The organism is Sedimentitalea todarodis, from assembly GCF_032595355.1.
Classification (GTDB): Bacteria; Pseudomonadota; Alphaproteobacteria; order Rhodobacterales; family Rhodobacteraceae; genus Sedimentitalea; species Sedimentitalea todarodis.
Map to the genome: position 1 here is coordinate 95715 of NZ_JASMWN010000017.1, position 22606 is coordinate 118320.

Genomic DNA, 22606 nt, shown 5'->3' on the forward strand with positions numbered 1-22606 from the left:
CGGCTCGCATATCAGGGCGAAAATGTGAGGCGTCAAATGATCCGTACCCTGCTGTTGTTTCTGACATTGACCTTTTCGCTGCCTGTACAGGCAGAGACCCGTGTGCCGCTATCGCAGGCCGAGGTTTCCGTGGGGTTTGCGCCGCTGGTCAGGCAGGCCGCACCGGCCGTGGTCAATATATACGCCCGTCGCGTGGTGGCAGCACAGCCGACCCCGTTCATGAACGATCCGTTTTTCAAGGATTTCTTTCGTGGCTTTGGAAATCCACAGCCGCGTGTGCAGAACTCGCTGGGTTCGGGCGTGATCCTGTCAGAGGACGGGATCGTCGTGTCCAATTTTCACGTGGTCGGCATGGCCACCGACATCCGCGTAGTGTTGGCGGACCGTCGCGAATACAAAGCGCGGGTTCTGTTGGGAGATGAAGAGGCCGATGTAGCGATCCTGCAGCTTGAAGAGGCGGACGACTTGCCATTCCTCACCTTGCGCGATTCCGATCATGTCGAAGTCGGCGAACTGGCCATGGCCATCGGCAACCCGTTTGGCATCGGTCAGACGGTGACCAGCGGCATTGTTTCGGGGCTGGCGCGCTCCGGTGCCGCCACCGGGCAGGCGCGGGGGTACTTCATTCAGACCGATGCCGCCGTCAATCCCGGCAACTCCGGTGGCGCGCTGATCGATGTGAACGCAAACCTGATTGGCATCAATACCTCGATCCTCAGCCGTTCGGGTGGGTCCAACGGGATCGGATTCGCGATTCCTGCCAACCTGGTGGCGGAATTCGTGCATCAGGCGCGTCTGGGCGCGGAACGCTTTGAACGGCCCTGGGCGGGCATGTCCGGGCAGCAGGTCAATTCCGATCTGGCCGAGTCACTTGGTCTGTCGGTGCCCGATGGCATCGTCATCACCGAACTGCACGAGGCCAGCCCCTTTGCACAGGCGGGACTGGGTGTCGGAGATGTGATCACCCATGTGGATGATCAACCGGTGAACTCTCCTGCGGAAATGCTGTTCCGGATGACGGTCGCGGGCATCGGTCAGGACGCGCGCATCACGTGGATGCACGACGCCGAGGAACGACAGAGCGTTGTGGCAATGTCGCAGGCCCCTGACGAGCCTGCTGCGAAAGAGCGCAAGCTGAGCGAAGCGACTGTGTTGCCGGACCTGACCGTGGCGCTGGCCAATCCAGCGGTCATCGCGCGGTTTGGCCTTCCCTTGAACACCGAAGGGGTGATCGTGACCGATCCTGGCCCACTAGGCGCGCGGGTTGGACTTCAGACCGGCGATGTGATCCGCTCCATCAATCGGGACGAGATCGAGAGCAGCGTTGATGTCGAGGACGCGCTGACCCGCCCCGGACGCAGCGTGCAGCTCGACCTGATGCGGCGCGGCCAGAGGCTTAGTTTACGCTTCCGGCTCTAGCCCCGGGCCAATCAGATGGACCCCGACGAACCGGCGCGACCTGCGGCCAGAACCCGGTCTCATTGGCCGAGGTGATCGCTTTATCAGGGGCCAATTCAGAGCGTTACTTCAGGTCAGCGCGGAGCCCTAACCAACATTTGCCGCGACTTGCGCCAGTTTCGGCCCGGGGGTCATGCCCGAGATGAACCGCGATCTGACTGCGCCAATTCCACAGATTTTCGGACGGCGGCCAAAACGGCGGCCAGTTCACGTTTCGGAACCCCGCCAAAGGCCAGCCGCAAGGCCTGCGGAACCGCGCCGCTGGTCGCGAACGGTTCAGCGCCCGATACCGAAATCCCTTCTGCCTTCAAACGGCTGACGATCGGCTCAGCACGTACCGTCTTGTCCAAGGGCAACCAGGCGAAGCCGGCATTGCGATGCGATACGATAGGTAAATCTCCCAGGGCGGACCGGCAAATCCTTTGCCGTTCGGCCCCGTCGCGCCGTCGGATTTCTTCGGATGCCCTCAGCGTGCCGTCCTCGATCCAGCTTGTCACCAATCCCGAGATCAGCGCCGGGGCGTTCCAGGTGGTTGCCCTTATCGCTTCAAGCAATGGGTCGATACTGGGCGCCGGAGCGATTACATATCCCAGACGCAACCCCGTGGCGATGCTCTTGGAAAACCCGCTGACATGCACGGTCCGTTCAGGGGCAAGCGCCAGAAAGGCGGGTGGTGGATCGGGTTCCAGAAACGCATAGGCGGCGTCTTCTATGATGATCAGATCATGCACTTGCGCAACCTTGATCATGCGAACGCGCGTTGGCTCGTCCATCACTGATCCCAGTGGATTATGGACGGTTGGCATCAGATAGACCGCCTTGATCTGCCTGATGCGACATTGACGATCCAGATCATCAGGGTTCATTATACCCTGCTGCCCTTTGACCGGAACAAGATCCAAGCCCTGTACCGCCGCAACCGACTTGAAGCCGGGATAGGTCAGGGTATCGGCCGCCACGGTATCACCGGCCCGCAGCAGTCCAAACGCGGTGATCGCCAGACCATGCTGACCGCCGGACGTCACCAAGAGGCGCTCTGGATCAACCGGGCCAAGGGTCGGATCAAGGCTTTCAGCGATGATCCGGCGTTCATGGATGCGCCCGCCATGCGGCTGGTAGCGTAGCATCGCTTCCAGATCGCCTGCCGTCGCCATTTTGCGAAGCCCGGAACGCAAAGAGTCAGCGTCACCGTCGTCGCCCGGCATGTTGAACACAAGATCGACAAGGCCATCAGTTGGTGTTTGGTGAACGCCCAACGTCACGGGCAGGCCAAGATCCCGCACGAAGGTGCCACGTCCCGCCTCGCCGACAACAATGCCCCGACGCTCGAGCTCTCGATAGACACGGGTGGCTGTCGCCAGGGCGATATCAAACTGTTCGGCAAAGGCCCGATGCGTTGGCAATCTCGTTCCCGGAGCAACTTCTCCCGTCTGGATCGCACGCGCCAGAACATCGGCAAGTTGGAGGTATCTGGCTTTCGGCATGTCCCCACTGTATTTAGTACAATTAAAAAATTGTCATGTTTCTGTCTTCCCGGCATTTGGATTTCAAGTCAATTCCCAAGGTGTTTCCATGACAAAGCGCATCCCTGCCTCCTTGCTGGCCTTCTGCCTTTTCACAGTGACATCGGCGGTGAACCTTCAGGCTCCGCTTTATGAGGTGTACACGGCCGAAAGTGATGTCGGGGCAACAGCTGTCACAATCGCATTCGCGGCATATGTCGGTGGCCTCATGCCGACATTGTTGCTGCTTGGTGGGCTGTCGGACCGGATTGGAAGGCGTAGTCCCATTGCTCTGGCTTTGCTGCTCGGGGCAGGGGCGACAGCGCTTCTGGTGCAGGATCCAAGCTGGAAAAGCCTCGTTGTCGCGCGGCTGCTGCTTGGGGTCGGAACCGGCCTCGCCACGACCGCCGGAACGGCCTACATGACAGAAATTCTTGGCGAAGATCGGACGCGGAATGCCGCACTTGTCGTCACATCGGCGACATCGCTTGGCTTCGGGGGAGGCGCATTGGCGACCGGTATCAGCCTTGGCCTTCAAGGTCCGACGCTGCTTCCGGCCAGTTACGTTGCCTTGTTCGTCGCGGCACCGCTCCTTGCGCTAATTGCCTTGGGGTTGCCTCGAGTCGATCACCCCAAGCGCGTGTCGCCCCTGCGGTTGCCGGTGTTTCCGCAAGGCACTTGGGTGTTTGGGGCGTCGATGGCCTTGGCATGGTCCACCACAGGCATGACAATCGCGGTGGTGCCGCTGGAGTTGGCAGCAAACGGCCTCGGGGGCTGGATCGGATTGGTGGTCTTTCTGGCGATCTTTGTGGGCTTTCTCTGCCAGCCAATCGCACGGCGCATGACCAACGACCAATCCCTCACTCTAGGCTTTGTCCTGATCCCGCTCGGCTTTCTCGTCCTCGTTGTCGGCGTTTGGCTGCACCTTCTTGCTCTGGTGTTGATCGGAACCTGCATCACCAGTGCGGCGAGTTACGGGTTCAGCTACCTCGCGTCGCTGGCAGGGGTCTCTCTACGTGCTCCGAACGACCGGGCGCGGGCGACGGCCGGATTGTTCGTCTATGCGTACTTTGGCTTTTCACTTCCAGTGATCGCGAGCGGCGCTTTGGCCGATATGCTGGGCCTGCTGACTGCGATGATCGTGTTCGCGGTCGCTCAGATCACGGTCACGGCATTGATCGTCATCCTGTGGAAACGACGGCCGACATTCCATTCGACGAACTTCTCGGCATGATGAAAGCGTACTCAGGCTGCGTTCAACCTGGTGGCGCGTCATTGCATCTACCTCCGCCCCAAATCTGACGTTTTTCTGGAGGTGTCTCGCAAATCCGTAGACATCAACGACACTTTTGGAAACAGGGGACTGTTCCATTGACTGGCTTCAGGGTAGATGAAGATCATGTCTGAACTATCTATGAAACCGGCGGAGATTGCCGCTCTCCTCGCAGAGGAGATCATCAGGGGTGATATTGCTGAGGGTGCCCGGCTTGCGCAGGATCACATAGCTGAACGCTTCAAGTGCAGTCATGTCCCGGCCCGGGAGGCGCTTCAACGTCTGGTACAGATGGAACTCGCGACGTTTATCCCCAAACGTGGTGTGAGAGCGTTTTCCTTGAGTGACGAAGATCTGGACGACATCGTGGAAATGAGGCTTGCACTGGAGCCGCTCGCTTTGGCGAAAGCCATTGCCAACATCACGCCAGAGGCCCTGGAGGAAATGGAAGCCTTTCGGCTGGCATGCGACAACGCCAGTGACGCGATTTCCTGGGAAAAGGCGAATCGGCAGTTTCACCTGGCAATCCTGCGACCCTGTGCGCGGCCTCTCCTGCTGGACCGCATCGAACAACTTCAACGTCTTTCGGCGCGACGATTTCATGCCAGATGGCGTGAAGCATGGCGGAACACTTCGGACAAGGATCACGTCGCTATCCTGCACGCTATGGCGCTGCGCGACGGGAAAATGGCGACAAGAATCTTAGAGAGGCATCTCTCGCGCAGATGATTCAATGACGGCCTTGCAGATAATCTATAGTTTACATACAAATTGGAATTTCAACCCGATTTAATAGATAACGTAAGGAAGTCCCCAATGCCTTCACCTACGACTGCAACTGTCTATCAAAACCTCAATGTGTTGAACTTGCAGAGCCGACCTGTATTGTGGAAAGTTGCTGCCGTCTTTTTCGGCACGGTTTTTCTCGCAGTGTCGTCTTATATTGAAGTTCCAATGGTACCTGTTCCGGTCACGATGCAAACATTTGCTGTTATGCTCGTCGGCGCACTCTATGGCTGGCGTTTGGGTGGTATCACAATCGCAGCCTGGTTGATGGAGGGTGCCCTTGGATTGCCGGTCCTGGCGGGGGGCGCGGCTGGGGCGCTCCATTTCATGGGACCAACTGGCGGCTATCTCTTTGCGTTCCCGGTCGCGGGGATGGTTGTCGGGTGGTTGGCCGAGCGCGGATGGAATGGCCACCGCGTTTGGATGGCGTTTCTTTCTATGCTTGTCGGCAACGCGCTCTGCCTCGTCTTGGGTGCCACATGGCTTGCTGTCCTGATCGGTGTTGAAAAGGCGATTGTGGCCGGTGTGCTTCCGTTCCTGATCGGCGCGGTCCTCAAGTCGGGCCTTGGCGCGATGACTCTCAAACTGTTGACGCGCCACACCAAGCGAAGCGGCGAATGACGGTACGCCTGCGCGCGCACCATCTTCTTTGTATCCTTACCTACGTCGGAAGGGGGTACAGCCCCGCGTTCACGGAGAACATGAACGTGATCGCGGGGCGCATTGCTGCCGGGGAGAGTATCGAGATCGTAGCGGGCCCCGATGATATCTGCGCCCCGCGTCTGGATGAAGCTGACATGCATTGCTTCGACAACGGTGTTTACAATCGAGACCTGCAGGCGGCCCGGGATGTGAGCCGGATACTGCATACATTCGTGCACCCCGGAGCAAAGCTCTCTCTGGACACGCACTCGTTGAGGCGGCTTCGGGTGGCCTTCGCGCAAGGTCAGGTAAGATCGGCCTGCAGCAATTGTCAGTGGGGCGAACTGTGCACTGCCATTGCCGAAAACGACTATGACGGGACATTTGTCTGACGCAATTTCGTTTGCGGCGCATGATTGGCCGCCCGCCAGCGCTCAAGCCTGCAGCGTGATGCCGCAATTTTGCAAGACCGCCTCAGACACCGGCTTTGTCACCTGTATCCGGACACAGCTTAGTGGCACATCAATTGCAGATAGCCGCGAGTATCGGCGAACATCTCATAGAAAAGCGACATCGGAGTCGGCCAGGGCGGGGTCAGCGCCGCTTCGGTTTCGCCCGTCTCGAACTTCAAAACGGCATCATGTTTTTTTGCCAGGTACTGCATGCGCTTGTTTTCTTTCAGGCAAAGCATGTGAAGCGACTTGATGTTACGGTTTTGTGCGGCGGTGATGCCACGGTCGAACAACGCATCGCCGAGTCCCTTCTCCTGCCATTCAGGTTCGACCAAGAGAGCGATTTCCGCCGCTCGGGGCCATTTGTCCTGAAGGACGCGCAGCTCGGTGATCCCGCGCAACGTTTGATCGGGGAACGCGCCATAAGCCACTGTGTCCTTGGACAGAATGCCTTCGGCGTAGCTCTTCAGATAGTCATCATCCACCGGTGCAAAGAACCTGAGGCGGCGAGTTTGCAGGTCCATCCTTTGAAAAAAGTCGACCAATGTTGCTTGGTCAGACTGCCACAATCGCCGTATGTTGGGTTGGGTATGGTCTGTATCAGTATTCATGAATGCCGACCTTCGATGCTGAACCAGCTATGCTGGCAACTTGTGTGGCCTCCCTCAAGGTATATAATGCTGCAATGCAGCATTGTCCAGTAGCACGAAACACTGATTGCCTGTCCGATTGCAGATGTTGCTTCCTGTGCCCCGCCCGAACATATGTAGGAACGGAACATAAAATACTGGAATTATTATATTTTCTTCTAAACTGAATTTCCTTTCCGCTTCTCCCGCAGCCTCGCAAAATACTCCAACCGTTTCTTCATCTCGCGTTCGTAGCCGCGCTCTGGCGGCGCGTAAAAGGCGGTGCGCTCCATGTCATCGGGAAAATAGTGTTGTCCTGAAAAGCTGTCCTTGGCGTCGTGATCGTAGGCATAGCCATCGCCGTACCCCTGATCTTTCATGAGCGCCGTCGGTGCGTTCAGGATGTGTTTTGGCGGTGGCTCGGAGCCGGTCCGTTTCGCCAAACTCATGGCTTGCTTGAACGCAACATAGGCCGCATTGGATTTCGGCGCCAACGCGAGGTAGATAACGGCCTGCCCAAGGGCCAGCTCGCCTTCCGGTGAACCAAGGCGCTCGTATGTTTCCCAGGCATCCAGACAAAGACGAATCGCCTGCGGATCTGCCAATCCGATGTCTTCCGTCGCCATGCGTGTCATCCGGCGTGCGAGAAAACGGGGGTCTTCGCCAGCAGTGAGCATCCGTGCCAGCCAGTACATTGCGGCATCCGGATCGGATCCGCGGACCGACTTGTGCAAGGCCGAAATCAAATTGTAGTGGCCATCACCAGATTTGTCATACTGGGCGGCACGTCGCTGTAACCTTGCCGCCAGGACTTTTGCGCCAAGTGGCGTGTCAGATGCGATTGTTGAGACTTGCTCTATCAGATTCAGGAGTGCGCGCCCGTCGCCATCGGCCATGTCCAGGAGTGTTGCGCGGGCGTCGGCTGCGAGGGGCAGTTCCCTGCCGAGCATTTGTTCTGCTCTTTTCATCAGTTCCGCGAGCGCGGATGCATCAAGGCGACGAAGAACCAGGACCTGCGATCTGGAAAGCAAAGCGGAATTCAACTCGAAGGAAGGGTTTTCCGTTGTTGCCCCGACGAGCACTATGGTCCCATCTTCCATATGCGGCAGAAAGCCGTCCTGCTGTGCTTTGTTGAAGCGATGAATCTCGTCTACGAACAGCAGTGTGCCCTGTCCGATGCGCGCCCGTGTTTTTGCAGCCTCAAACACCTTTCGCAATTCGGCGACACCGGAAAAAATGGCGCTGATTTGCACGAAAGCCCGATCCGAAGCGTCGGCGAGCAATCTCGCTATTGTCGTCTTGCCGACACCGGGTGGCCCCCAAAAAATGAGCGAGGACAGTGTGTGTGACGCCAGCATTGCACCCAATGGCGCATCTGGTGACAAAAGGTGATCCTGTCCGATCACATCACTCAATCGCGTCGGTCGCAGGCGATCCGCCAATGGTCGATCGCGTGATTGGGATGTCTCTGGTGGGGGTGTGTTTGGCGCGTCGCCGAAAAGATCAGTCATACTGAGGTGTGTAGCTTACAGTTCCATCCTTGGAAATTGCGATGATGAGAATTGCCCATGGAAACGCGCATCCACAATGCTTTGATATGAAACAGGGACGGTTGTGCCGAACACCGATGAGAACAGCGGCAGGATTACCTCGCCAAGCCGCGCATACAGTGCTGCGGCTAGCGCAGGCCCAGTGCCGGGACGACATAGTCGTTGACCACCGCAAGCGGCAGCTCCCAAGCCAGCCTATCGTTGTAGCGCCCGGCATAGACCACCACGACAAGGCCGAGGCGCGGGCTGATCGACAGGCGCTGACCACCGTTGCCGAACCCGGCAATCCAACTGGGCGGATCGCCAATTGGCGACAGCCACCAGTGATAGCCATAGCGCAGCGGGTCGAGTTGGGCGCGGGGCGTGGCGGATTGCTGCAACCAGTCGGCTGATACGATTTGCTGACCCTCATAGATGCCCCTTGCGGCGACCATTTCTCCGATCCTGGCCAGATCGCGGGCCGAAAGGCGCAGGCCGGACGCTGCGGAGGGGATGCCATCGTCGCCGGCAATCCACTCAAATTCGTCGATGCCGAGAGGATCAAAAAGGTGCAGTCTGGCGAACTGGTCCAGCGGCATGCCGGCCCCCCGCGCTATGATCGCGCCAAGAAGGGCCGTCGTGCCTCCGGAATAGGTCCATGCCGTGCCGGGGTCTGCAACGACCGGCTGCTCCAGAACATAGCGATAGCGGTCCTCTGCAAGTTCCATCGCGATTTCGCTGTTGCGCGGATCGGTGTAGGGCAGGGTTTCGTCCCATTGCGTCCCCATCTGCATGGAGAGCGTGTCGCCGATGGTGATCCTGTTGCGCTCGGTGGTCGCAAGGTCGGCATATTCAGGGAACTGCGCCAGCAACGCGCTGTCCGTCCCGGCAACCAACCCCTTGTCCAGCGCTATTCCATAAAGCAGACCGGTCACGGATTTTGATACCGACCTCAGATCATGCAGCGTATCGGGGCCATGGCTGCGGGGGCCAAGCGGTTGTCCCCATCTTTCATCCCGACCTTCGAAATAGACCTCGGCCAGGGTTTCGCCATTCTGACGCACCAGCACCGCATGCAACCCATCGAGCTTGCCCTGATCGAATGCATGCTGAAGTTCGCCGCTCAGCGCTGCCGGATCGGCCTGCGCGATGCCGGCTGCGAGGGTCGCGGACATGAAGGCGAGGCATTTCAGCATATAGGGTGTCTCCGTGTTGGACATCGACTTTGAGGATTGTCGCTGGTCGCGGAGATGGCAAGAGACAAGGCGCACGGGCGTCCAACCCTGCGCAGACATATCCATTGGCCAAAACTGGATAATGAATGGTGTGTGGGATTGCTTGACTCTGGACGCGCGCCGCGCGACATCCCGGCCATGATTTCATCCGTTTCTCTTGTCGCCTTCGGAGGCGCGATCGGCGCGTCGCTGCGCTATCTGTCGGGGTTGGGCATTCTGCGCATGTTCGGTCACAACGATTTTCCGATCGCCATCCTGATCGTGAATGTCGTCGGCTCGTTCCTGATGGGAGTGTTCGTAGTCGCGGCGGCGCACAAGGGGCTGACGCATCTCAGCCCACTGGTGATGACCGGTATTCTGGGCGGCTTCACCACGTTTTCGGCGTTTTCCCTGGAGACCATGACCTTGATCGAGCGCGGCGATCACGGGCAGGCGGCGTTCTATGTACTTCTATCTGTCGGGCTTTCCGTGGGGGCGCTGGCCCTCGGCCTGATACTCACGCGCGGGGTATTTGCATGAGCGGCGTTCAGATGATCATAGTCAAGGAAGACGACGACGATCAGCGCATTGACAGATGGCTGCGCCGGATGTTCCCCCATGTCAGCCAGGGGCGCATCGAAAAGATGTGCCGCAAGGGCGAGCTGCGGGTGGATGGAGGCCGTGTAAAGGCGTCGAGCCGCGTGATGGCCGGCCAACAGGTGCGCATTCCGCCGCTGGCTGACAGCCAACATCGGCCAGCGCCCATGCAAACGCGGATTTCCGATGCCGATGTCCGCATGATCCAATCTTGCGTAATCTATCGTGATGACGATGTACTGGCGCTGAACAAACCAGCGGGTCTTCCGGTCCAGGGGGGCAGCGGGCAGGCGCGTCATGTCGATGGCATGGCGGGCGCGTTGCGGTTTGACGCAGAAGAAAACCCGCGTCTCGTCCACCGGCTCGACAAGGATACCTCCGGCGTTCTTCTGTTGGCGCGGACGCGACAGGCGGCCAAGGGGCTGACCGCAGCGTTCCGGCATCGTAACACGCGCAAGATCTACTGGGCGCTCGTGGCTGGCGTGCCGACGCCCTACCTGGGCGAAATCAAGACCGGTCTGGTCAAGGCACCGGGGCACGGGCAGGGGGGCGAGGGTGAAAAGATGATCGCCGTTCACCCTGACGAGATCAACGCGACGCCCGGCGCCAAACGCTCGCATACGCTCTATGCCACGCTTTATCGTGTGGCCGGGCGCGCGTCCTGGGTGGCGATGGAGCCGATCACCGGCCGCACCCATCAGTTGCGCGCGCATATGTCAGAGATCGGCCATCCGATCATCGGGGATGGCAAATATGGTGGCTCCGGACAGGACAACATGGGCGATGGATGGGGCGCGCAATTGGGCGGCATCATCAGCAAGAAGCTGCACCTGCACGCCCGGCGCCTGTCATTCGAGCATCCGGTCAGCCGCAAGGCTGTGACCTTTACCGCGCCGTTGCCAGATCACATGAAGGACAGCTGGGACACCTTCGGCTGGACCGATGACATGGCCTCGGAGGACCCGTTCGAGGACCTGGTATGACCGATCCGATGCGGCTGGTGATCTTTGACGTCGATGGAACGCTGGTAGACAGTCAGGGGGCCATCGTGGCCGCGATGACCGCATCCTTTGAGGCCATCGGGCTAGGTGTGCCGGAGCGAAGCGAAACCCTCTCGATCGTGGGTCTCTCGCTGGATCATGCGATTGCGCGGCTGGCACCGGAGCAGACGGCCCAGACGCAGGCCCGCCTCGTGAACGGCTATAAGGAGGCCTATCACGCGCATCGCCTCGCCAATGGCGCGGCAGAGGAATCGCCGCTCTACCCGGGAGCACGGGAGATGATTGCCCAATTGTCCAAACGCCCGGATCTCTTGCTGGGGATCGCAACCGGAAAATCCCAACGGGGCCTGACGGCCTTGCTTGACGCGCATGATCTGTTGCGGGTGTTCGTGACAAGGCAGAACGCGGATTTTCACCCGTCCAAACCGCATCCGTCGATGATCACGACCGCGATGGCCAAAGCCGGGGTCGGCCCTGCGCAGACGGTCATGATCGGCGATACCAGCTATGATATGGAGATGGCCCGTGCGGCAAAAGTGCCGGGGATTGCTGTCAGCTGGGGCTATCACGGGGTGCCACAATTGCAGCTTGCCGATCTGGTCGTAGACGCATTTGACGAGCTGCCGGGCGCATTGGACAGTATCTGGAAGGTTTCGGCATGAGCGAGCGTAAGCAAAAGCGATTCTGGAAAACCACGACAGTGGCCGAGGAGGGCGAAGGGTTTGCCGTGGCGCTGGACCATCGTCGGATCAAGACGCCCGCAAAGGCGGCGTTGCTGCTGCCAACGCGCGTCATGGCCGAGGCCGTGGCTGCGGAATGGGACGCACAGGAGGAAAAGATCAACCCCCTGAGCATGCCGGTCACGCGTTCGGCCAACGCGGCAATCGACAAGGTGCGACACCAGCATGCCGAGGTTGCCGAGATGCTGGCCGCCTATGGCGACACCGATCTATTGTGCTATCGCGCAGAATCGCCGGCGGAACTGGTTGCGCGCCAATCCGATCAATGGGATCCGGCGCTTGACTGGGCACATGAGACCCTCGGCGCGCGGCTGATCCCGCATTGCGGCGTGATCCATCAGCCGCAGTCCGAGGCGGCGCTCGCAAACCTCGCCGCGCCGGTCCATCGCATGACGGAATTCGAACTGGCCGCGTTTCACGATCTCGTCAGCCTGTCCGGTTCATTGGTCCTGGGTTTTGCTGCGGCCAGAAACTGGCGGGATGCCGACGACATATGGCACCTGTCCCGGCTGGATGAGATATGGCAGGAAGACCAGTGGGGCGCGGACGAAGAGGCGCAGCAGCAGGTCGAGATCAAACGCCGCGCCTTCCTACACGCAAAGCGGTTCATGGACCTTTGCCAATCAACGATGCAGTGAGCCTGCATGCGGCTGACCCAGGGGCAACTCTGCGTTTGCACATTGATTTGTTGGTTCAAAGGCTTGACGTTTGTGGATGAATGCGCCCAAACTCGGCCCCACTGAAGGGGGCAGCCCTTTCTTCGGTGTATCTATCGGTATCTCAGGTACCGGGCAAACCGCCCAGAACCAGGGCGGAAAATCAGGAAGAGGTAATCATGAAAAAATCCGTACTTTTTGGCGCACTTACGGTCGCCGGCGTCGCAGCGGGGGCCGCTGCAGCTGGCACGTTGGATGACGTCAAGGCACGTGGCAAGCTGAACTGCGGCGTCGTAACAGGTCTGGCCGGCTTTGGCGCGCCAGATGCAAATGGCGAATGGAAAGGCTTTGACGTCGATATCTGCCGCGCGGTCGCTGCGGCGGTTTTGGGCGACGGGACTGCGGTCGAATTTGTGCCGACAACCGCCAAAACCAGATTTACTGCGCTGGCTTCGGGTGAAATCGACATGCTGGCCCGGAATACAACCTGGACATTCTCGCGGGACGTTGATCTCAAGTTTGATTTTATCGGCATCAACTACTATGACGGCCAGGGCTTCCTGGTTCCCAAGGAACTGGGCGTAAGTTCGGCCAAGGAACTCGACGGAGCCACCGTCTGCATTCAGACCGGCACCACGACCGAGCTGAACCTCGCGGATTTCTTCCGCACCAACAACATCAGCTATGAGCCGGTTCCGGTGGAAACCAACGCCGAAGGCCAGCAGCAATATGTTGCAGGGGCATGCGATGCCTATACGACCGATGCTTCGGGCCTTGCTTCGACACGTGCGACCTTTGAAGATCCGACCGCACATGTGATCCTGCCGGAAATCATCTCCAAAGAGCCTCTTGGCCCGCTTGTCCGTCACGGGGACAACGAATGGGGTGACGTGGTCCGCTGGACGCTCAACGCGCTGATCGCGGCCGAAGAACTGAACGTGACATCGGCCAATATCGGTGAGCTGAACGCAGGCACCGACAATCCCGAAATCAACCGCCTTCTGGGGACCGAAGGGACCCTCGGCGAGATGCTCGGATTGAATGCCGACTGGGCCCAGAAAGCGATCCTGGCCGGTGGCAACTATGGCGAGATCTTTGCCAAGAACATCGGTGAAACCACTCCAATCGGCTTGGCGCGCGGTCTGAACGCGCAGTGGACCGACGGTGGTCTTCTGTATTCGCCGCCGTTCCGGTAAGAAGCCAGACCAAGGGGCGCAAGTTATCTTGCGCCCCGTTTCTTATCCAGACTAAAGAGTTCGATCTTCGACGAGCGGGGACAAACCCTGCCGAAAGAAGAGATCGGAGGAAACAGGGATACAATACATGACGACTATTACGGATCCACCGACAGAGCAGTTTCGCCTATCGATGCTGGTTAACGATACTCGGTACCGCTCGGCAACATTTCAGGCAATCGCTGTGATCTTGCTCGTCGCGTCCATTGCATATCTTGGCTCGAACCTTGCCAAGAACCTGCGAGAAGCCGGACTGAACATTTCTTTCAATTTTCTCAGTACACCGGCCGGATATGACATCAACCAGACCCTGATTTCCTACAACAATCAGGATTCCAACTTGCGTGCTGCGTTTGTCGGTATCCTGAACACACTGCTTGTTTCATTCCTGGCCTGTATCACGGCAACGATCCTGGGCGTGTTCGCAGGTGTCCTGCGACTGTCCCAAAACTGGATCGTTCGCAAGTTGATGGCAGTCTATGTCGAGATTTTCCGCAACATCCCGCTGCTGATCTGGATCCTCGTCATTTACGGGATCATGACTGTTTCGATGCCGGGCCCACGGGCCTTCAGAGGCGATGACGCGACCTCGTCGATGATTCTGGATGCGGTGGCCTTCACCAATCGCGGTGTCTATATACCGGCGCCCGTCTGGGGTCCAGGTTCGATGGTGGTGGCCGCGGTCTTTGTGCTGTCTGTCTTTGGCATGTTTGCCTATCGGCGGTACGCGACCAAGCTCTTGTATGACACCGGACGCCTGTTGCCGATGCTCTGGCCGAGCGTGGCAATTTTCTTTGTGCCGTCGGTGCTTGCCTTCTTTATCATGGGCTCTCCGATCGGGTTGGAATACCCGGCCCTCAAGGGGTTCAACTTTCAGGGCGGACTGAAGATCGGCGCGCCGTTGATCGCGCTCTGGTTTGCGCTTTCCGTCTACACCGGTGCCTTTATTGCCGAAAATGTGCGTGCTGGCATTCAGGCGGTCAGCAAGGGCCAGACCGAAGCTGCCGGAGCTCTTGGATTGCGCCCCGGTCGAATCATGAATCTGGTGGTGCTGCCGCAGGCGCTCCGGGTGATTATTCCCCCATTGATCTCTCAGTATCTCAACATCACCAAGAACTCGTCCCTCGCGATCCTGGTCGGTTATGCCGATATCACCGCGACATTGGGTGGTATCACGATGAACCAGACCGGGCGCGCCATTGAATGCGTTTTGCTGCTGATGCTGTTTTACCTGGTCATTTCGCTGTGCATCTCGCTTGTGATGAACATCTACAACAATGCAACCAAATTGCAGGAGCGGTGAGGGATGTCAGAAAACAACAATAAACCCGCCGTCGCGTTCGTCAGGGATACACCCATTCCCGCCTCCGCTCCGCCCAGCAACGCCGCCGGGCCAATCAGATGGGTGCAGGACAACCTGTTCTCGTCTTGGGGAAATGCATTTCTGACGATCGTTTCGCTTTATGTAGTCTATGTTGTGCTCAGCTCGGTTCTGCCATGGATGCTTGGCGGGGTTTGGAACACCAGCTCACTCGCGGAGTGCCGCGACGTGCTGAATGGCCGTTCGGCGGCATGTTTTTCGGTGCTGTCCGAACGTTGGAACCAATTGATGTTCGGTTTCATCTACCCGTCCGAGTTCTATTGGCGGCCGACCCTGGCCTTCTTTCTGATGCTGATTGCCGCCGCACCGGTGCTGTTCTTTGATCTGCCTCGCAAGATGTTGATCTTCACCGGTCTGTTTCCATTCATCGCGTTCTGGCTGATCTGGGGCGGGACGATCCTGTCGCCGCTTCTGGCGCTGGTGGGCTGTTTGCTGGGCTATATGGCGTACAGCAAGCTGGTCACCCGAACCTTCGCAGCCGGGTTCTTCGGCGGGATCGCCGTGGCGACTCTGGTCTGGTGGATCGGCGGATTGCTCATCCCCGAAAACGCATCGGAAAACGCGATGCTGCCGGCCGTGGCAAGCCGGGATCTGGGTGGCTTCATGCTGAACATGATGCTGGGCGTGACGTGTGTTTCACTGTCTGTCCCGCTTGGCATTGCGCTCGCCCTGGGGCGGCAATCGGACTTGCCAGTAGTCAAGGGGATCTGCGTGATCTTCATCGAGTTCATTCGCGGCGTACCGCTGATTACGCTGCTGTTCGTTGCGAGCGTGATGTTGGCCTACCTGTTCCCGCCCGACGCGACGGTCGACCTGTTCCTGCGCGTCGTCATCATGATCACCATGTTCTCCGCGGCCTATATCGCGGAAGTGATCCGGGGTGGGCTTGCCGCGTTGCCAAAGGGCCAGAAGGAAGCCGCCGACAGCCTCGGGCTGGACTATGCTCAGGCCATCCGGCTGATCATCCTGCCGCAGGCGCTCAAGATTTCGATCCCCGGCATCGTCAACGTGGCCGTGGGGCTGTTCAAGGACACGACTCTGGTTTCGGTGATCTCGATGTTCGACGTCGTCGGAATGATCAGGGGCCCGCTTTTGGCGTCGACGGAATGGAACGGGGTGTACTGGGAGTTGTTCCTGTTCGCCGCGATTCTGTTCTTCATCGTTTGCTACAGTATTTCACAGTATTCGCAGTGGCTTGAACGCCGCCTTGCGACAGATCATCGATAGAGAGGGCTTGAAAATGGCCGAAACAGCACGTTTGCAGGTATCCGACGAAGTCGCGATCAGCATCACCAATATGAACAAATGGTACGGTGCGTTCCACGTTCTGCGAGACATCGATCTGACGGTCTATCGCGGCGAACGCATCGTCATCTGTGGCCCGTCCGGTTCGGGAAAATCAACGCTGATCCGGTGTATCAATGCTCTGGAGGAGCATCAGAAGGGCAGGATCATCGTTGACGGAACCGAGTTGTCATCAGACCTCAAGAACATCGACAAGATCCGGTCCGAGGTCGGCATGTGCTTTCAGCACTTCAACCTGTTTCCGCATTTGACCATTCTTGAAAACTGTACACTGGCGCCGATCTGGGTGCGCAAGATCCCGCAGAAAGAAGCCCAGGAAACGGCGATGCATTTCCTCGAAAAGGTGAAAATTCCGGATCAGGCGGACAAGTATCCGGGCCAACTGTCTGGCGGACAACAGCAGCGTGTGGCGATTGCACGATCCCTGTGCATGCGGCCACGGGTGATGCTGTTTGACGAACCGACATCGGCGCTGGACCCGGAGATGATCAAAGAGGTTCTCGACACCATGATCGAGCTGGCCGAGGAAGGGATGACAATGCTCTGTGTCACCCATGAAATGGGTTTTGCGCGGCAGGTCGCGAATCGCGTGATCTTCATGGATGCGGGGCAGATCGTTGAACAGAACGAGCCGGAAGAGTTCTTCAACAACCCGCAGAGCGAACGGACCCAGCTGTTCCTGAGCCAGATTCTGGGTCACTGACAAGCATCACGGTCAAGAAATTCACAAGGCGGGGCAGGAGACTGGCCCGCCTTTGTTCTATCGTGCCTCTGGCAGCAACAGGACTCGCAGATCTCTCCGAAATGGTTCAGGCCAAGAGTTCACGAGGCACCACGAAATCCAATACACGACCGGTACGGGTTTCAACGTCATCCCAGCCCTGAATGTCGAATTCCATGACCACGGTCGCCCCGGTTGGAAAATCGGAAAAGCGCGGGTGTTTGGGGGCGGTTGCCGCCATGTCCTGTGCGAACTCACTGATGCCCGGATTGTGACCGATCATCAACACGGTCGCTCCGACTGCGGTTTCCAGAACCAACTGCAATTCCGCAGCGTCCGCGTGATACAGGGTACGGGTGAACTCTGCGTCCAGCGAAAGGCCAAGCCCTGCGAATGTCTCGCGCGTCCTTGTCGCGGTCGAGACGAGCGCCTGATCGGTTTGCCAGGGTTTGTCGGACAGCCATTCGCCAAGTGCCTTGGCAGAGCGCTGGCCGCGTTTGTTGAGTCGGCGGTCGTGGTCGGCGAGCGTATAGTCATCCCAGCTGGATTTGGTGTGGCGCATCAGGATCAGGGTGCGGGTCATTTCGGATGGAACGCTTTCATGTGAAGGGCGGATTGCTTTGCGCGGCGTCCGGCGCCGGCGCTGATCGGACAGGCGCGTCGGGCGGCGCAGCCGTTCATCATACAGTCCTGTCCCGCCGCCGTGTCCAGATAAGCATGACAGGCAGCAACATCATAGGGCTGTGTTTCGCTGAGCGCGCCCACCGGGCAGGCACTCGTGCAGGGGCGGGTTGCGCAGGTGTGACAGGGATGTTCGGCCTTGCCCGCGGGCAAGGGCAGTTCGGCAGCAAAGTGCAATGCTCCACGGTACGAGATCATCAGCCCGACCGTGTCATGCACCAGCATGCCAGTGGGGCTTGAAAAGGCGCGATCCGATTTCTGTGCCCAGTCAACAAAGGGCGCAAAGGGAGGCCCGCCAAAAGGAAAGAGCGGCCTCGCATCAAATCGATTGGCCAGCAACGAGATCACACGCTTTGACCACCGATCAACGGGATCGGCAAGGCCGTCGAGCGCTTCGGGGGCGGCAGTGAAGACCGGCCAGAACCCCGGTCCACAGCCTAGCAGAACAAGCGTGCCGCCTGTCAACTCGCGCGCCTGTACCCGGTCGGGGTGTAGCGCGCCCATCATCAGGAGCCCGTGATCGACGAGGTCAGCGTTCAGGCGACCAAGCGGCGATGGGTCTACCGATGCTGCTGTGTTCAACCTCCGCATTGATCAGTCCGGTCGGATAATGGAGCCAGCGCCATGTTCCGTAAACAGCTCCAGCAGGCAGGCGTTGGGTGCACGTCCGTCCAGAATGACTGCTGCCCTTACGCCACCTTCGATCGCGTCCAGAGCGGTTTCTGTCTTGGGGATCATTCCGCCCGCGATCACACCGTCACGTGTCATCTGCCGGATCTGCTCTGTCTTGAGTTCTGTCACCACGGCGCCTTCGGCATTCTTGACGCCTGACACATCGGTCAGGAGCAACAGGCGGTCCGCCTTCAGCGCCCCGGCAATCGCGCCCGCCGCCGTGTCACCGTTGACGTTGAAGGTCTCGCCATCCCGGCCCGCCCCCAGTGGTGCAATCACCGGAATCATGTCGCGCTCAAACAAAGTGTGCAACAGTTTGACGTCCATCTCGGCCGGAGTTCCGACAAAGCCAAGCGACGGATCGGTCTGGTCGCAAACCATGAGGTTCGCATCCTTGCCCGATATCCCGACCGCGCGTCCGCCCTGCCGGTTGATCGCCTGCACGATTCGCTTGTTGACCAGGCCCGAGAGCACCATCTCGACAACCTCGACCGTGGCGGTGTCGGTGACACGCTTGCCATTGACGAATTCGGATTTGATGTCCAGTTTCTTGAGCAATGCGTTGATCATAGGCCCGCCGCCATGCACGATCACCGGGTTAACGCCGACTTGCTGCATCAACACGATATCGCGGGCGAAACTGTCCATCGCGTCGTCGCTGCCCATGGCGTGGCCGCCGAGTTTGATCACAACAATGGCACCGGTGTACCGCTGCAGGTAGGGCAGGGCGCTTGACAGCGTTGCCGCCGTGGAAATCCAGTCACGGTTCATTTGTCGGGTCTTCATATTGCTCATCCGTTCGTGACAGGGATGTCATGGTTTGCCGCATGCCTGCAAGGGCTCAGATCAGACCCGCGATGATGGCGCGCAGCGTGGCGATCCCGTCGCCTTTTTCAGACGAGGTCAGAACAATCTCGGGATAGGCGGCGGGGTGCTTTGCAAGCGCGGTGCGCACCTGCGCAAGCACACGGTCGCGATCCTTGGCCTTCACTTTGTCCGTCTTGGTCAGAACACATTGAAACGTCACCGCGGCGCTGTCGAGCAACGACAGGATTTCCGCATCGACGGGTTTGACCCCATGCCGCGCATCAATCAGCACGAAAGCCCGCCGCAGGGTCTGGCGGCCCGACAGGTATTGCTTCAGCAGCCGTTGCCATTTTTCGACGACGGGAAGCGGCGCATTGGCAAAGCCGTAGCCGGGCAGATCGACAAGGTAGAGGTCGGGGCCTTGGGTAAAGAAATTGATCTCTTGCGTTCGCCCGGGCATGTTGGAGGCCCGTGCCAGCGCCTTTGTCCCGGTCAGCGCGTTGATCAGCGTCGACTTGCCGACGTTGGACCGCCCGGCAAAGCAAATCTCGACCCGGTCCGCAGGGGGCAGGCCCGACATGGCCACGACACCTTTGACGAATTCGGATTCGCGGGCAAAGAGCAGGCGCCCGGCCTCGGCGGTGGGGGCATCGGGCGTTTCAGCCTCGGGAAACGTCATCTGCATCAGAGCACCTGCACCCGGTCACCACGGGTCATGGCACCGCCGCGCACGACTTCGGCGCGCACGCTGAAATCCTGATGGCCCCATGTGCCGAGCGTTCCCAATGTATCGGCATCGCGCTGTCCTGTCTCGGGATTGGCGGTGGTCGCGGCGCAGCGATCGGTGCGCTCGCGTACGCGCAATACCGCCTCGCCAATCTGCACTTCACGGTCCATCCAGTCGAATTCTTCCCACTCCGGGACACCTCCGAACCAGACATTGCCGCGCCAGCGATGAATGGAGAGGTCGCGCCCGATCCGCTGCTCTACCACACGGTGGCTGGCCGCATTGCATAGTGTTATTGATGGAAAATCGCTGTCGGTCATGCCACGTCCATCGACCCGAATGACCCGGGCGGATGCCGCGCGGTGCGCCGGCATCAGCGGAGTCACCCAGGCGATCAGGGCCGCTTCGTCCTGCTCGGGTGCAACCGTGATGTCATCTAGTTCAGGGTGTGACAGCGTGACAGTCCCTTTGGCCTCGTCCAGCCGCGAGGTGATCGCCATCAGCCCTGGCGCCTTGGCCACCCGGCTGAAGTTTGCACAGCTGGCCCAGGCGTGCCCGTCCGCCTTGCTGTGCTCATGTGCAACCGCCCAGATGCGATCGCCGGGCATGGTCTTGCCCGCCGTCAGCGTCACGGTGGCCACCTCTTCGCGCCCGTGGCTCTTGATAGGATGCCGCCAAAGGCTGGTGACTGTTCCGCTCATTCCTTTTCCGACTTTGCCTTCTTGGAAAAGCCCGACTTGATGTTGCCGAATACGTCCGGCTTGTAGCCTTGGCTACGCATGATCAGGTATTGTTGCGTGAACGTAATGGTGTTGTTCGCGATCCAGTACACGACCAACCCGCTGGCAAAGCTGCCAAGCATGAACATGAAGACCCAGGGCATCCACGCAAAGATCATTTGCTGCGTCGGATCGGTGGGCGCCGGGTTCAGTTTTTGCTGCAGCCACATGGATATACCAAGCAACAGGGGCAGGATGCCGATAAAGATCGTTGCCATCAGCGTTCCGGGCTCTGGACCCGCGAAGGGCAGCAGGCCAAAGAAATTCATGATCGACGTCGGATCCGGGGCCGACAGGTCCTGGAAGGGGCCGAACCAGGGGGCCTGGCGCAATTCGATGGTGACAAAGATCACCTTGTAAAGAGAGAAGAAGATCGGGATCTGCATGAGGATGGGCAAACATCCGGCTGCGGGGTTCACCTTTTCCTTCTTGTAAAGCTCCATCATGCCTTGCTGCATTTTCTGCCGGTCGTCACCCGCAGCTTCTTTCAGCTTTTCCATCTGCGGCTGCAGTTCCTTCATCTTCGCCATCGAAACATAGGATTTATAGGCGAGCGGGAACAGAATAGCCTTGATGATCAGGGTCAGGCCGATGATCGACCACCCCATGTTGCCGATCAGCGCATGGATATTGTGCAAGAGCCAGAAAATCGGTTTGGTCAGGAAAAAGAACCAGCCCCAGTCAATGCTGTCGACAAAGTTCTGGATGCCATCCTTTTCATAGTCACGCAGAACTTCCCATTCTTTCGCTCCGGAAAAGAGCTGGGTCGTGACGCTGGTGTTTTGTCCGTCGGCCACCGTTTCGGTCGAGAGCTTTGCCGTGGTCTGGAAGATGTTCCGGGTGGTATCGTGCAAGGCGCTCACCTTGAACGCGGTGCCCGGTTCCGGAATGAGTGTCGACATCCAGAAGTGATCTGTGAACCCGATCCAGCCATTTTCGGAGATGGCGGTTTCCGTTGCTTCTGCCGCTGGGAGCATGTCATCGTAGTCGATTTCGGCCAATGTGCCGTCGGCCATCGACACGACACCTTCGTGCAGAATGAAAAAATTCTTCAGGTCCGCAGGTTCGCCGTGCCGGGCCAGGATGCCATACGGCGCAAGGCTGACGGTTGCACCGGTATTGTTCTCGACCGATTGGACGACGGTAAACATGTATTCATCGTCAATCGCCAGTTCGCGCCGAAAGGTCAGGCCATTGCCATTGTCCCAGGCCAGGGTCACGGGGCTGTCTGCGGTCAGCGTATCGCCGGATTCCACTACCCATTCGGTGTTTGCGCCCGGAACATCGTCAAGCGTCAGGCCCGCACCCGGTGCCCATCCGTACAGCGCGTAGTAGGCTGACGGGGTGCCGACCGGGGAGAGGAGTTTGACAATCGGCGAACCCGCTGCGCGGGTTTCGCGATAGTCCTTCAGTGACAGATCGTCGATCCGACCGCCAAGCAAGGACACGCTTCCGATCAGACGAGGTGTATCGATCTTGATTCTGGCGGACTCCGACAGTGTTTCCTCGCGGACCTGGGCCTGCGCCGCAGGTGATGCCGGAACGTCGGCCGTTGTCGGGGCAGCGGCGAGCGCTTCGCCCTCGATATTCTGGGTCATAGCGTCGGGTTCGGGAACTGGCTCCGGTTCCGGGGGAGGGAATAGCACGAACCAGACGAGGATCACCACGAAACTGAGCGCGGTTGCGAGGATAAGATTCTTGTTCTGATCGTCCATCGGGGACAGCCACCTTGTGCATTCTACGACAGGGTGGGTTCAACAGAGTAGCGCCGGGAAGGTCAAGCGAATTCGCCCCGTTTCCCGCTGTTGCGGGAGTCTGC

The 22606-nt window shown here is 59.0% G+C and carries 23 protein-coding genes; 13 read left to right on the forward strand and 10 right to left on the reverse strand.

The features are described from left to right. Positions 1–36 precede the first annotated feature (36 nt). Complete coding sequence (locus QO231_RS18815; protein ID WP_316779976.1) at positions 37–1419, forward strand: trypsin-like peptidase domain-containing protein; 1383 nt, start codon at positions 37–39, stop codon at positions 1417–1419. Between the two features lie 170 nt (positions 1420–1589). Here the strand turns inward: QO231_RS18815 and QO231_RS18820 are convergent, their stop codons facing one another. Then, on the reverse strand, positions 1590–2942 hold the full coding sequence (locus QO231_RS18820) for an aminotransferase-like domain-containing protein (RefSeq protein WP_316779979.1): 1353 nt from the start codon (positions 2940–2942) through the stop codon (positions 1590–1592). Positions 2943–3030: 88 nt separating this feature from the next. Here QO231_RS18820 and QO231_RS18825 point away from each other — a divergent pair, with 88 nt between their 5' ends. The 4 genes from QO231_RS18825 (at position 3031) to QO231_RS18840 (ending at position 6053) form a co-directional block, all read left to right on the forward strand. Continuing rightward, positions 3031–4194: an MFS transporter gene (locus QO231_RS18825; RefSeq protein WP_316779982.1), complete on the forward strand. Its 1164-nt coding sequence runs from the start codon at positions 3031–3033 to the stop codon at positions 4192–4194. Positions 4195–4359: 165 nt separating this feature from the next. Further along, entirely contained in the window at positions 4360–4962 is a 603-nt protein-coding gene (locus tag QO231_RS18830) for a GntR family transcriptional regulator (RefSeq protein ID WP_316779986.1), read from the forward strand. Between the two features lie 225 nt (positions 4963–5187). Then, positions 5188–5640, forward strand: a complete 453-nt coding sequence (locus QO231_RS18835; protein WP_316779990.1) for a biotin transporter BioY — start codon at positions 5188–5190, stop codon at positions 5638–5640. Continuing rightward, entirely contained in the window at positions 5637–6053 is a 417-nt protein-coding gene (locus QO231_RS18840) for a DUF1284 domain-containing protein (RefSeq protein WP_316779992.1), read from the forward strand. Before QO231_RS18835 ends, QO231_RS18840 begins: the two co-directional genes overlap by 4 nt. Before the next feature lie 119 nt (positions 6054–6172). Here the strand turns inward: QO231_RS18840 and QO231_RS18845 are convergent, their stop codons facing one another. The 3 genes from QO231_RS18845 to QO231_RS18855 all read right to left on the reverse strand — a co-directional run bounded on the left by QO231_RS18845 (position 6173) and on the right by QO231_RS18855 (position 9467). After that, positions 6173–6724, reverse strand: a complete 552-nt coding sequence (locus QO231_RS18845) for a GNAT family N-acetyltransferase (protein ID WP_316779995.1) — start codon at positions 6722–6724, stop codon at positions 6173–6175. 197 nt (positions 6725–6921) lie between these two features. Next, entirely contained in the window at positions 6922–8253 is a 1332-nt protein-coding gene (locus tag QO231_RS18850; protein ID WP_316779998.1) for a replication-associated recombination protein A, read from the reverse strand. A gap of 167 nt (positions 8254–8420) precedes the next feature. Next, positions 8421–9467: a serine hydrolase domain-containing protein gene (locus QO231_RS18855; RefSeq protein WP_316780000.1), complete on the reverse strand. Its 1047-nt coding sequence runs from the start codon at positions 9465–9467 to the stop codon at positions 8421–8423. 177 nt (positions 9468–9644) lie between these two features. Here QO231_RS18855 and crcB point away from each other — a divergent pair, with 177 nt between their 5' ends. From crcB to QO231_RS18895, 8 genes are all read left to right on the forward strand, one after another. Further along, positions 9645–10025 carry a fluoride efflux transporter CrcB gene (gene crcB / locus QO231_RS18860; RefSeq protein ID WP_316780088.1) on the forward strand — a complete coding sequence of 127 codons (381 nt, stop codon included), beginning with the start codon at positions 9645–9647 and terminating at the stop codon, positions 10023–10025. After that, positions 10022–11065, forward strand: coding sequence for an RluA family pseudouridine synthase (locus QO231_RS18865; RefSeq protein ID WP_316780003.1), 1044 nt, complete (start codon positions 10022–10024; stop codon positions 11063–11065). The genes crcB and QO231_RS18865 overlap by 4 nt, the downstream gene beginning before the upstream one ends. Then, entirely contained in the window at positions 11062–11745 is a 684-nt protein-coding gene (locus tag QO231_RS18870; protein WP_316780006.1) for an HAD-IA family hydrolase, read from the forward strand. Before QO231_RS18865 ends, QO231_RS18870 begins: the two co-directional genes overlap by 4 nt. Continuing rightward, positions 11742–12461, forward strand: a complete 720-nt coding sequence (locus tag QO231_RS18875) for an ATP12 family chaperone protein (RefSeq protein ID WP_316780008.1) — start codon at positions 11742–11744, stop codon at positions 12459–12461. Before QO231_RS18870 ends, QO231_RS18875 begins: the two co-directional genes overlap by 4 nt. Positions 12462–12658: 197 nt before the next feature. Continuing rightward, positions 12659–13675 (forward strand): amino acid ABC transporter substrate-binding protein, encoded by a 1017-nt coding sequence (locus QO231_RS18880; protein WP_316780011.1) that lies wholly within the window; start codon positions 12659–12661, stop codon positions 13673–13675. 127 nt (positions 13676–13802) lie between these two features. Next, on the forward strand, positions 13803–15017 hold the full coding sequence (locus QO231_RS18885; RefSeq protein ID WP_316780013.1) for an amino acid ABC transporter permease: 1215 nt from the start codon (positions 13803–13805) through the stop codon (positions 15015–15017). Positions 15018–15020: 3 nt separating this feature from the next. Continuing rightward, entirely contained in the window at positions 15021–16322 is a 1302-nt protein-coding gene (locus QO231_RS18890; RefSeq protein WP_316780016.1) for an amino acid ABC transporter permease, read from the forward strand. A 13-nt stretch (positions 16323–16335) separates the two neighbouring features. Next, a complete protein-coding gene (locus QO231_RS18895) occupies positions 16336–17103 on the forward strand; it encodes an amino acid ABC transporter ATP-binding protein (RefSeq protein ID WP_316780019.1) in 768 nt (255 codons plus the stop codon). Between the two features lie 106 nt (positions 17104–17209). Here the strand turns inward: QO231_RS18895 and QO231_RS18900 are convergent, their stop codons facing one another. Genes QO231_RS18900 through yidC form a run of 6 tightly spaced genes read right to left on the reverse strand, consistent with a single transcriptional unit; the run spans position 17210 to position 22502 of the window. Further along, positions 17210–17704 carry a SixA phosphatase family protein gene (locus tag QO231_RS18900; protein WP_316780021.1) on the reverse strand — a complete coding sequence of 165 codons (495 nt, stop codon included), beginning with the start codon at positions 17702–17704 and terminating at the stop codon, positions 17210–17212. Beyond that, the gene (locus tag QO231_RS18905) at positions 17701–18393 is read right to left on the reverse strand and encodes a ferredoxin (RefSeq protein ID WP_316780024.1); all 693 of its coding nucleotides are present in this window, start codon (positions 18391–18393) and stop codon (positions 17701–17703) included. Before QO231_RS18905 ends, QO231_RS18900 begins: the two co-directional genes overlap by 4 nt. 3 nt (positions 18394–18396) lie before the next feature. Next, positions 18397–19260, reverse strand: coding sequence for an acetylglutamate kinase (gene argB, locus QO231_RS18910; protein ID WP_316780026.1), 864 nt, complete (start codon positions 19258–19260; stop codon positions 18397–18399). Positions 19261–19315: 55 nt separating this feature from the next. Then, a complete protein-coding gene (yihA, locus tag QO231_RS18915; RefSeq protein WP_316780028.1) occupies positions 19316–19966 on the reverse strand; it encodes a ribosome biogenesis GTP-binding protein YihA/YsxC in 651 nt (216 codons plus the stop codon). Beyond that, entirely contained in the window at positions 19966–20709 is a 744-nt protein-coding gene (locus QO231_RS18920) for an MOSC domain-containing protein (protein WP_316780031.1), read from the reverse strand. Before QO231_RS18920 ends, yihA begins: the two co-directional genes overlap by 1 nt. Further along, positions 20706–22502 (reverse strand): membrane protein insertase YidC, encoded by a 1797-nt coding sequence (yidC, locus tag QO231_RS18925; RefSeq protein ID WP_316780034.1) that lies wholly within the window; start codon positions 22500–22502, stop codon positions 20706–20708. The genes QO231_RS18920 and yidC overlap by 4 nt, the downstream gene beginning before the upstream one ends. Between the last annotated feature and the right edge of the window lie 104 nt (positions 22503–22606).

Coding starts and splice junctions, on each gene's coding strand:
- QO231_RS18920 (WP_316780031.1), bottom strand. CDS start 20,709: ATGAGCGGAACAGTCACCAGCCTTTGGCGGCATCCTATCAAGAGCCAC.
- QO231_RS18865 (WP_316780003.1), top strand. CDS start 10,022: ATGAGCGGCGTTCAGATGATCATAGTCAAGGAAGACGACGACGATCAG.
- QO231_RS18830 (WP_316779986.1), top strand. CDS start 4,360: ATGTCTGAACTATCTATGAAACCGGCGGAGATTGCCGCTCTCCTCGCA.
- QO231_RS18845 (WP_316779995.1), bottom strand. CDS start 6,724: ATGAATACTGATACAGACCATACCCAACCCAACATACGGCGATTGTGG.
- QO231_RS18835 (WP_316779990.1), top strand. CDS start 5,188: ATGGTACCTGTTCCGGTCACGATGCAAACATTTGCTGTTATGCTCGTC.
- QO231_RS18870 (WP_316780006.1), top strand. CDS start 11,062: ATGACCGATCCGATGCGGCTGGTGATCTTTGACGTCGATGGAACGCTG.
- QO231_RS18875 (WP_316780008.1), top strand. CDS start 11,742: ATGAGCGAGCGTAAGCAAAAGCGATTCTGGAAAACCACGACAGTGGCC.
- yidC (WP_316780034.1), bottom strand. CDS start 22,502: ATGGACGATCAGAACAAGAATCTTATCCTCGCAACCGCGCTCAGTTTC.
- QO231_RS18820 (WP_316779979.1), bottom strand. CDS start 2,942: ATGCCGAAAGCCAGATACCTCCAACTTGCCGATGTTCTGGCGCGTGCG.
- argB (WP_316780026.1), bottom strand. CDS start 19,260: ATGAAGACCCGACAAATGAACCGTGACTGGATTTCCACGGCGGCAACG.
- yihA (WP_316780028.1), bottom strand. CDS start 19,966: ATGCAGATGACGTTTCCCGAGGCTGAAACGCCCGATGCCCCCACCGCC.
- QO231_RS18850 (WP_316779998.1), bottom strand. CDS start 8,253: ATGACTGATCTTTTCGGCGACGCGCCAAACACACCCCCACCAGAGACA.
- QO231_RS18840 (WP_316779992.1), top strand. CDS start 5,637: ATGACGGTACGCCTGCGCGCGCACCATCTTCTTTGTATCCTTACCTAC.
- QO231_RS18815 (WP_316779976.1), top strand. CDS start 37: ATGATCCGTACCCTGCTGTTGTTTCTGACATTGACCTTTTCGCTGCCT.
- QO231_RS18880 (WP_316780011.1), top strand. CDS start 12,659: ATGAAAAAATCCGTACTTTTTGGCGCACTTACGGTCGCCGGCGTCGCA.
- QO231_RS18905 (WP_316780024.1), bottom strand. CDS start 18,393: ATGCGGAGGTTGAACACAGCAGCATCGGTAGACCCATCGCCGCTTGGT.
- QO231_RS18825 (WP_316779982.1), top strand. CDS start 3,031: ATGACAAAGCGCATCCCTGCCTCCTTGCTGGCCTTCTGCCTTTTCACA.
- crcB (WP_316780088.1), top strand. CDS start 9,645: ATGATTTCATCCGTTTCTCTTGTCGCCTTCGGAGGCGCGATCGGCGCG.
- QO231_RS18890 (WP_316780016.1), top strand. CDS start 15,021: ATGTCAGAAAACAACAATAAACCCGCCGTCGCGTTCGTCAGGGATACA.
- QO231_RS18885 (WP_316780013.1), top strand. CDS start 13,803: ATGACGACTATTACGGATCCACCGACAGAGCAGTTTCGCCTATCGATG.
- QO231_RS18855 (WP_316780000.1), bottom strand. CDS start 9,467: ATGCTGAAATGCCTCGCCTTCATGTCCGCGACCCTCGCAGCCGGCATC.
- QO231_RS18895 (WP_316780019.1), top strand. CDS start 16,336: ATGGCCGAAACAGCACGTTTGCAGGTATCCGACGAAGTCGCGATCAGC.
- QO231_RS18900 (WP_316780021.1), bottom strand. CDS start 17,704: ATGACCCGCACCCTGATCCTGATGCGCCACACCAAATCCAGCTGGGAT.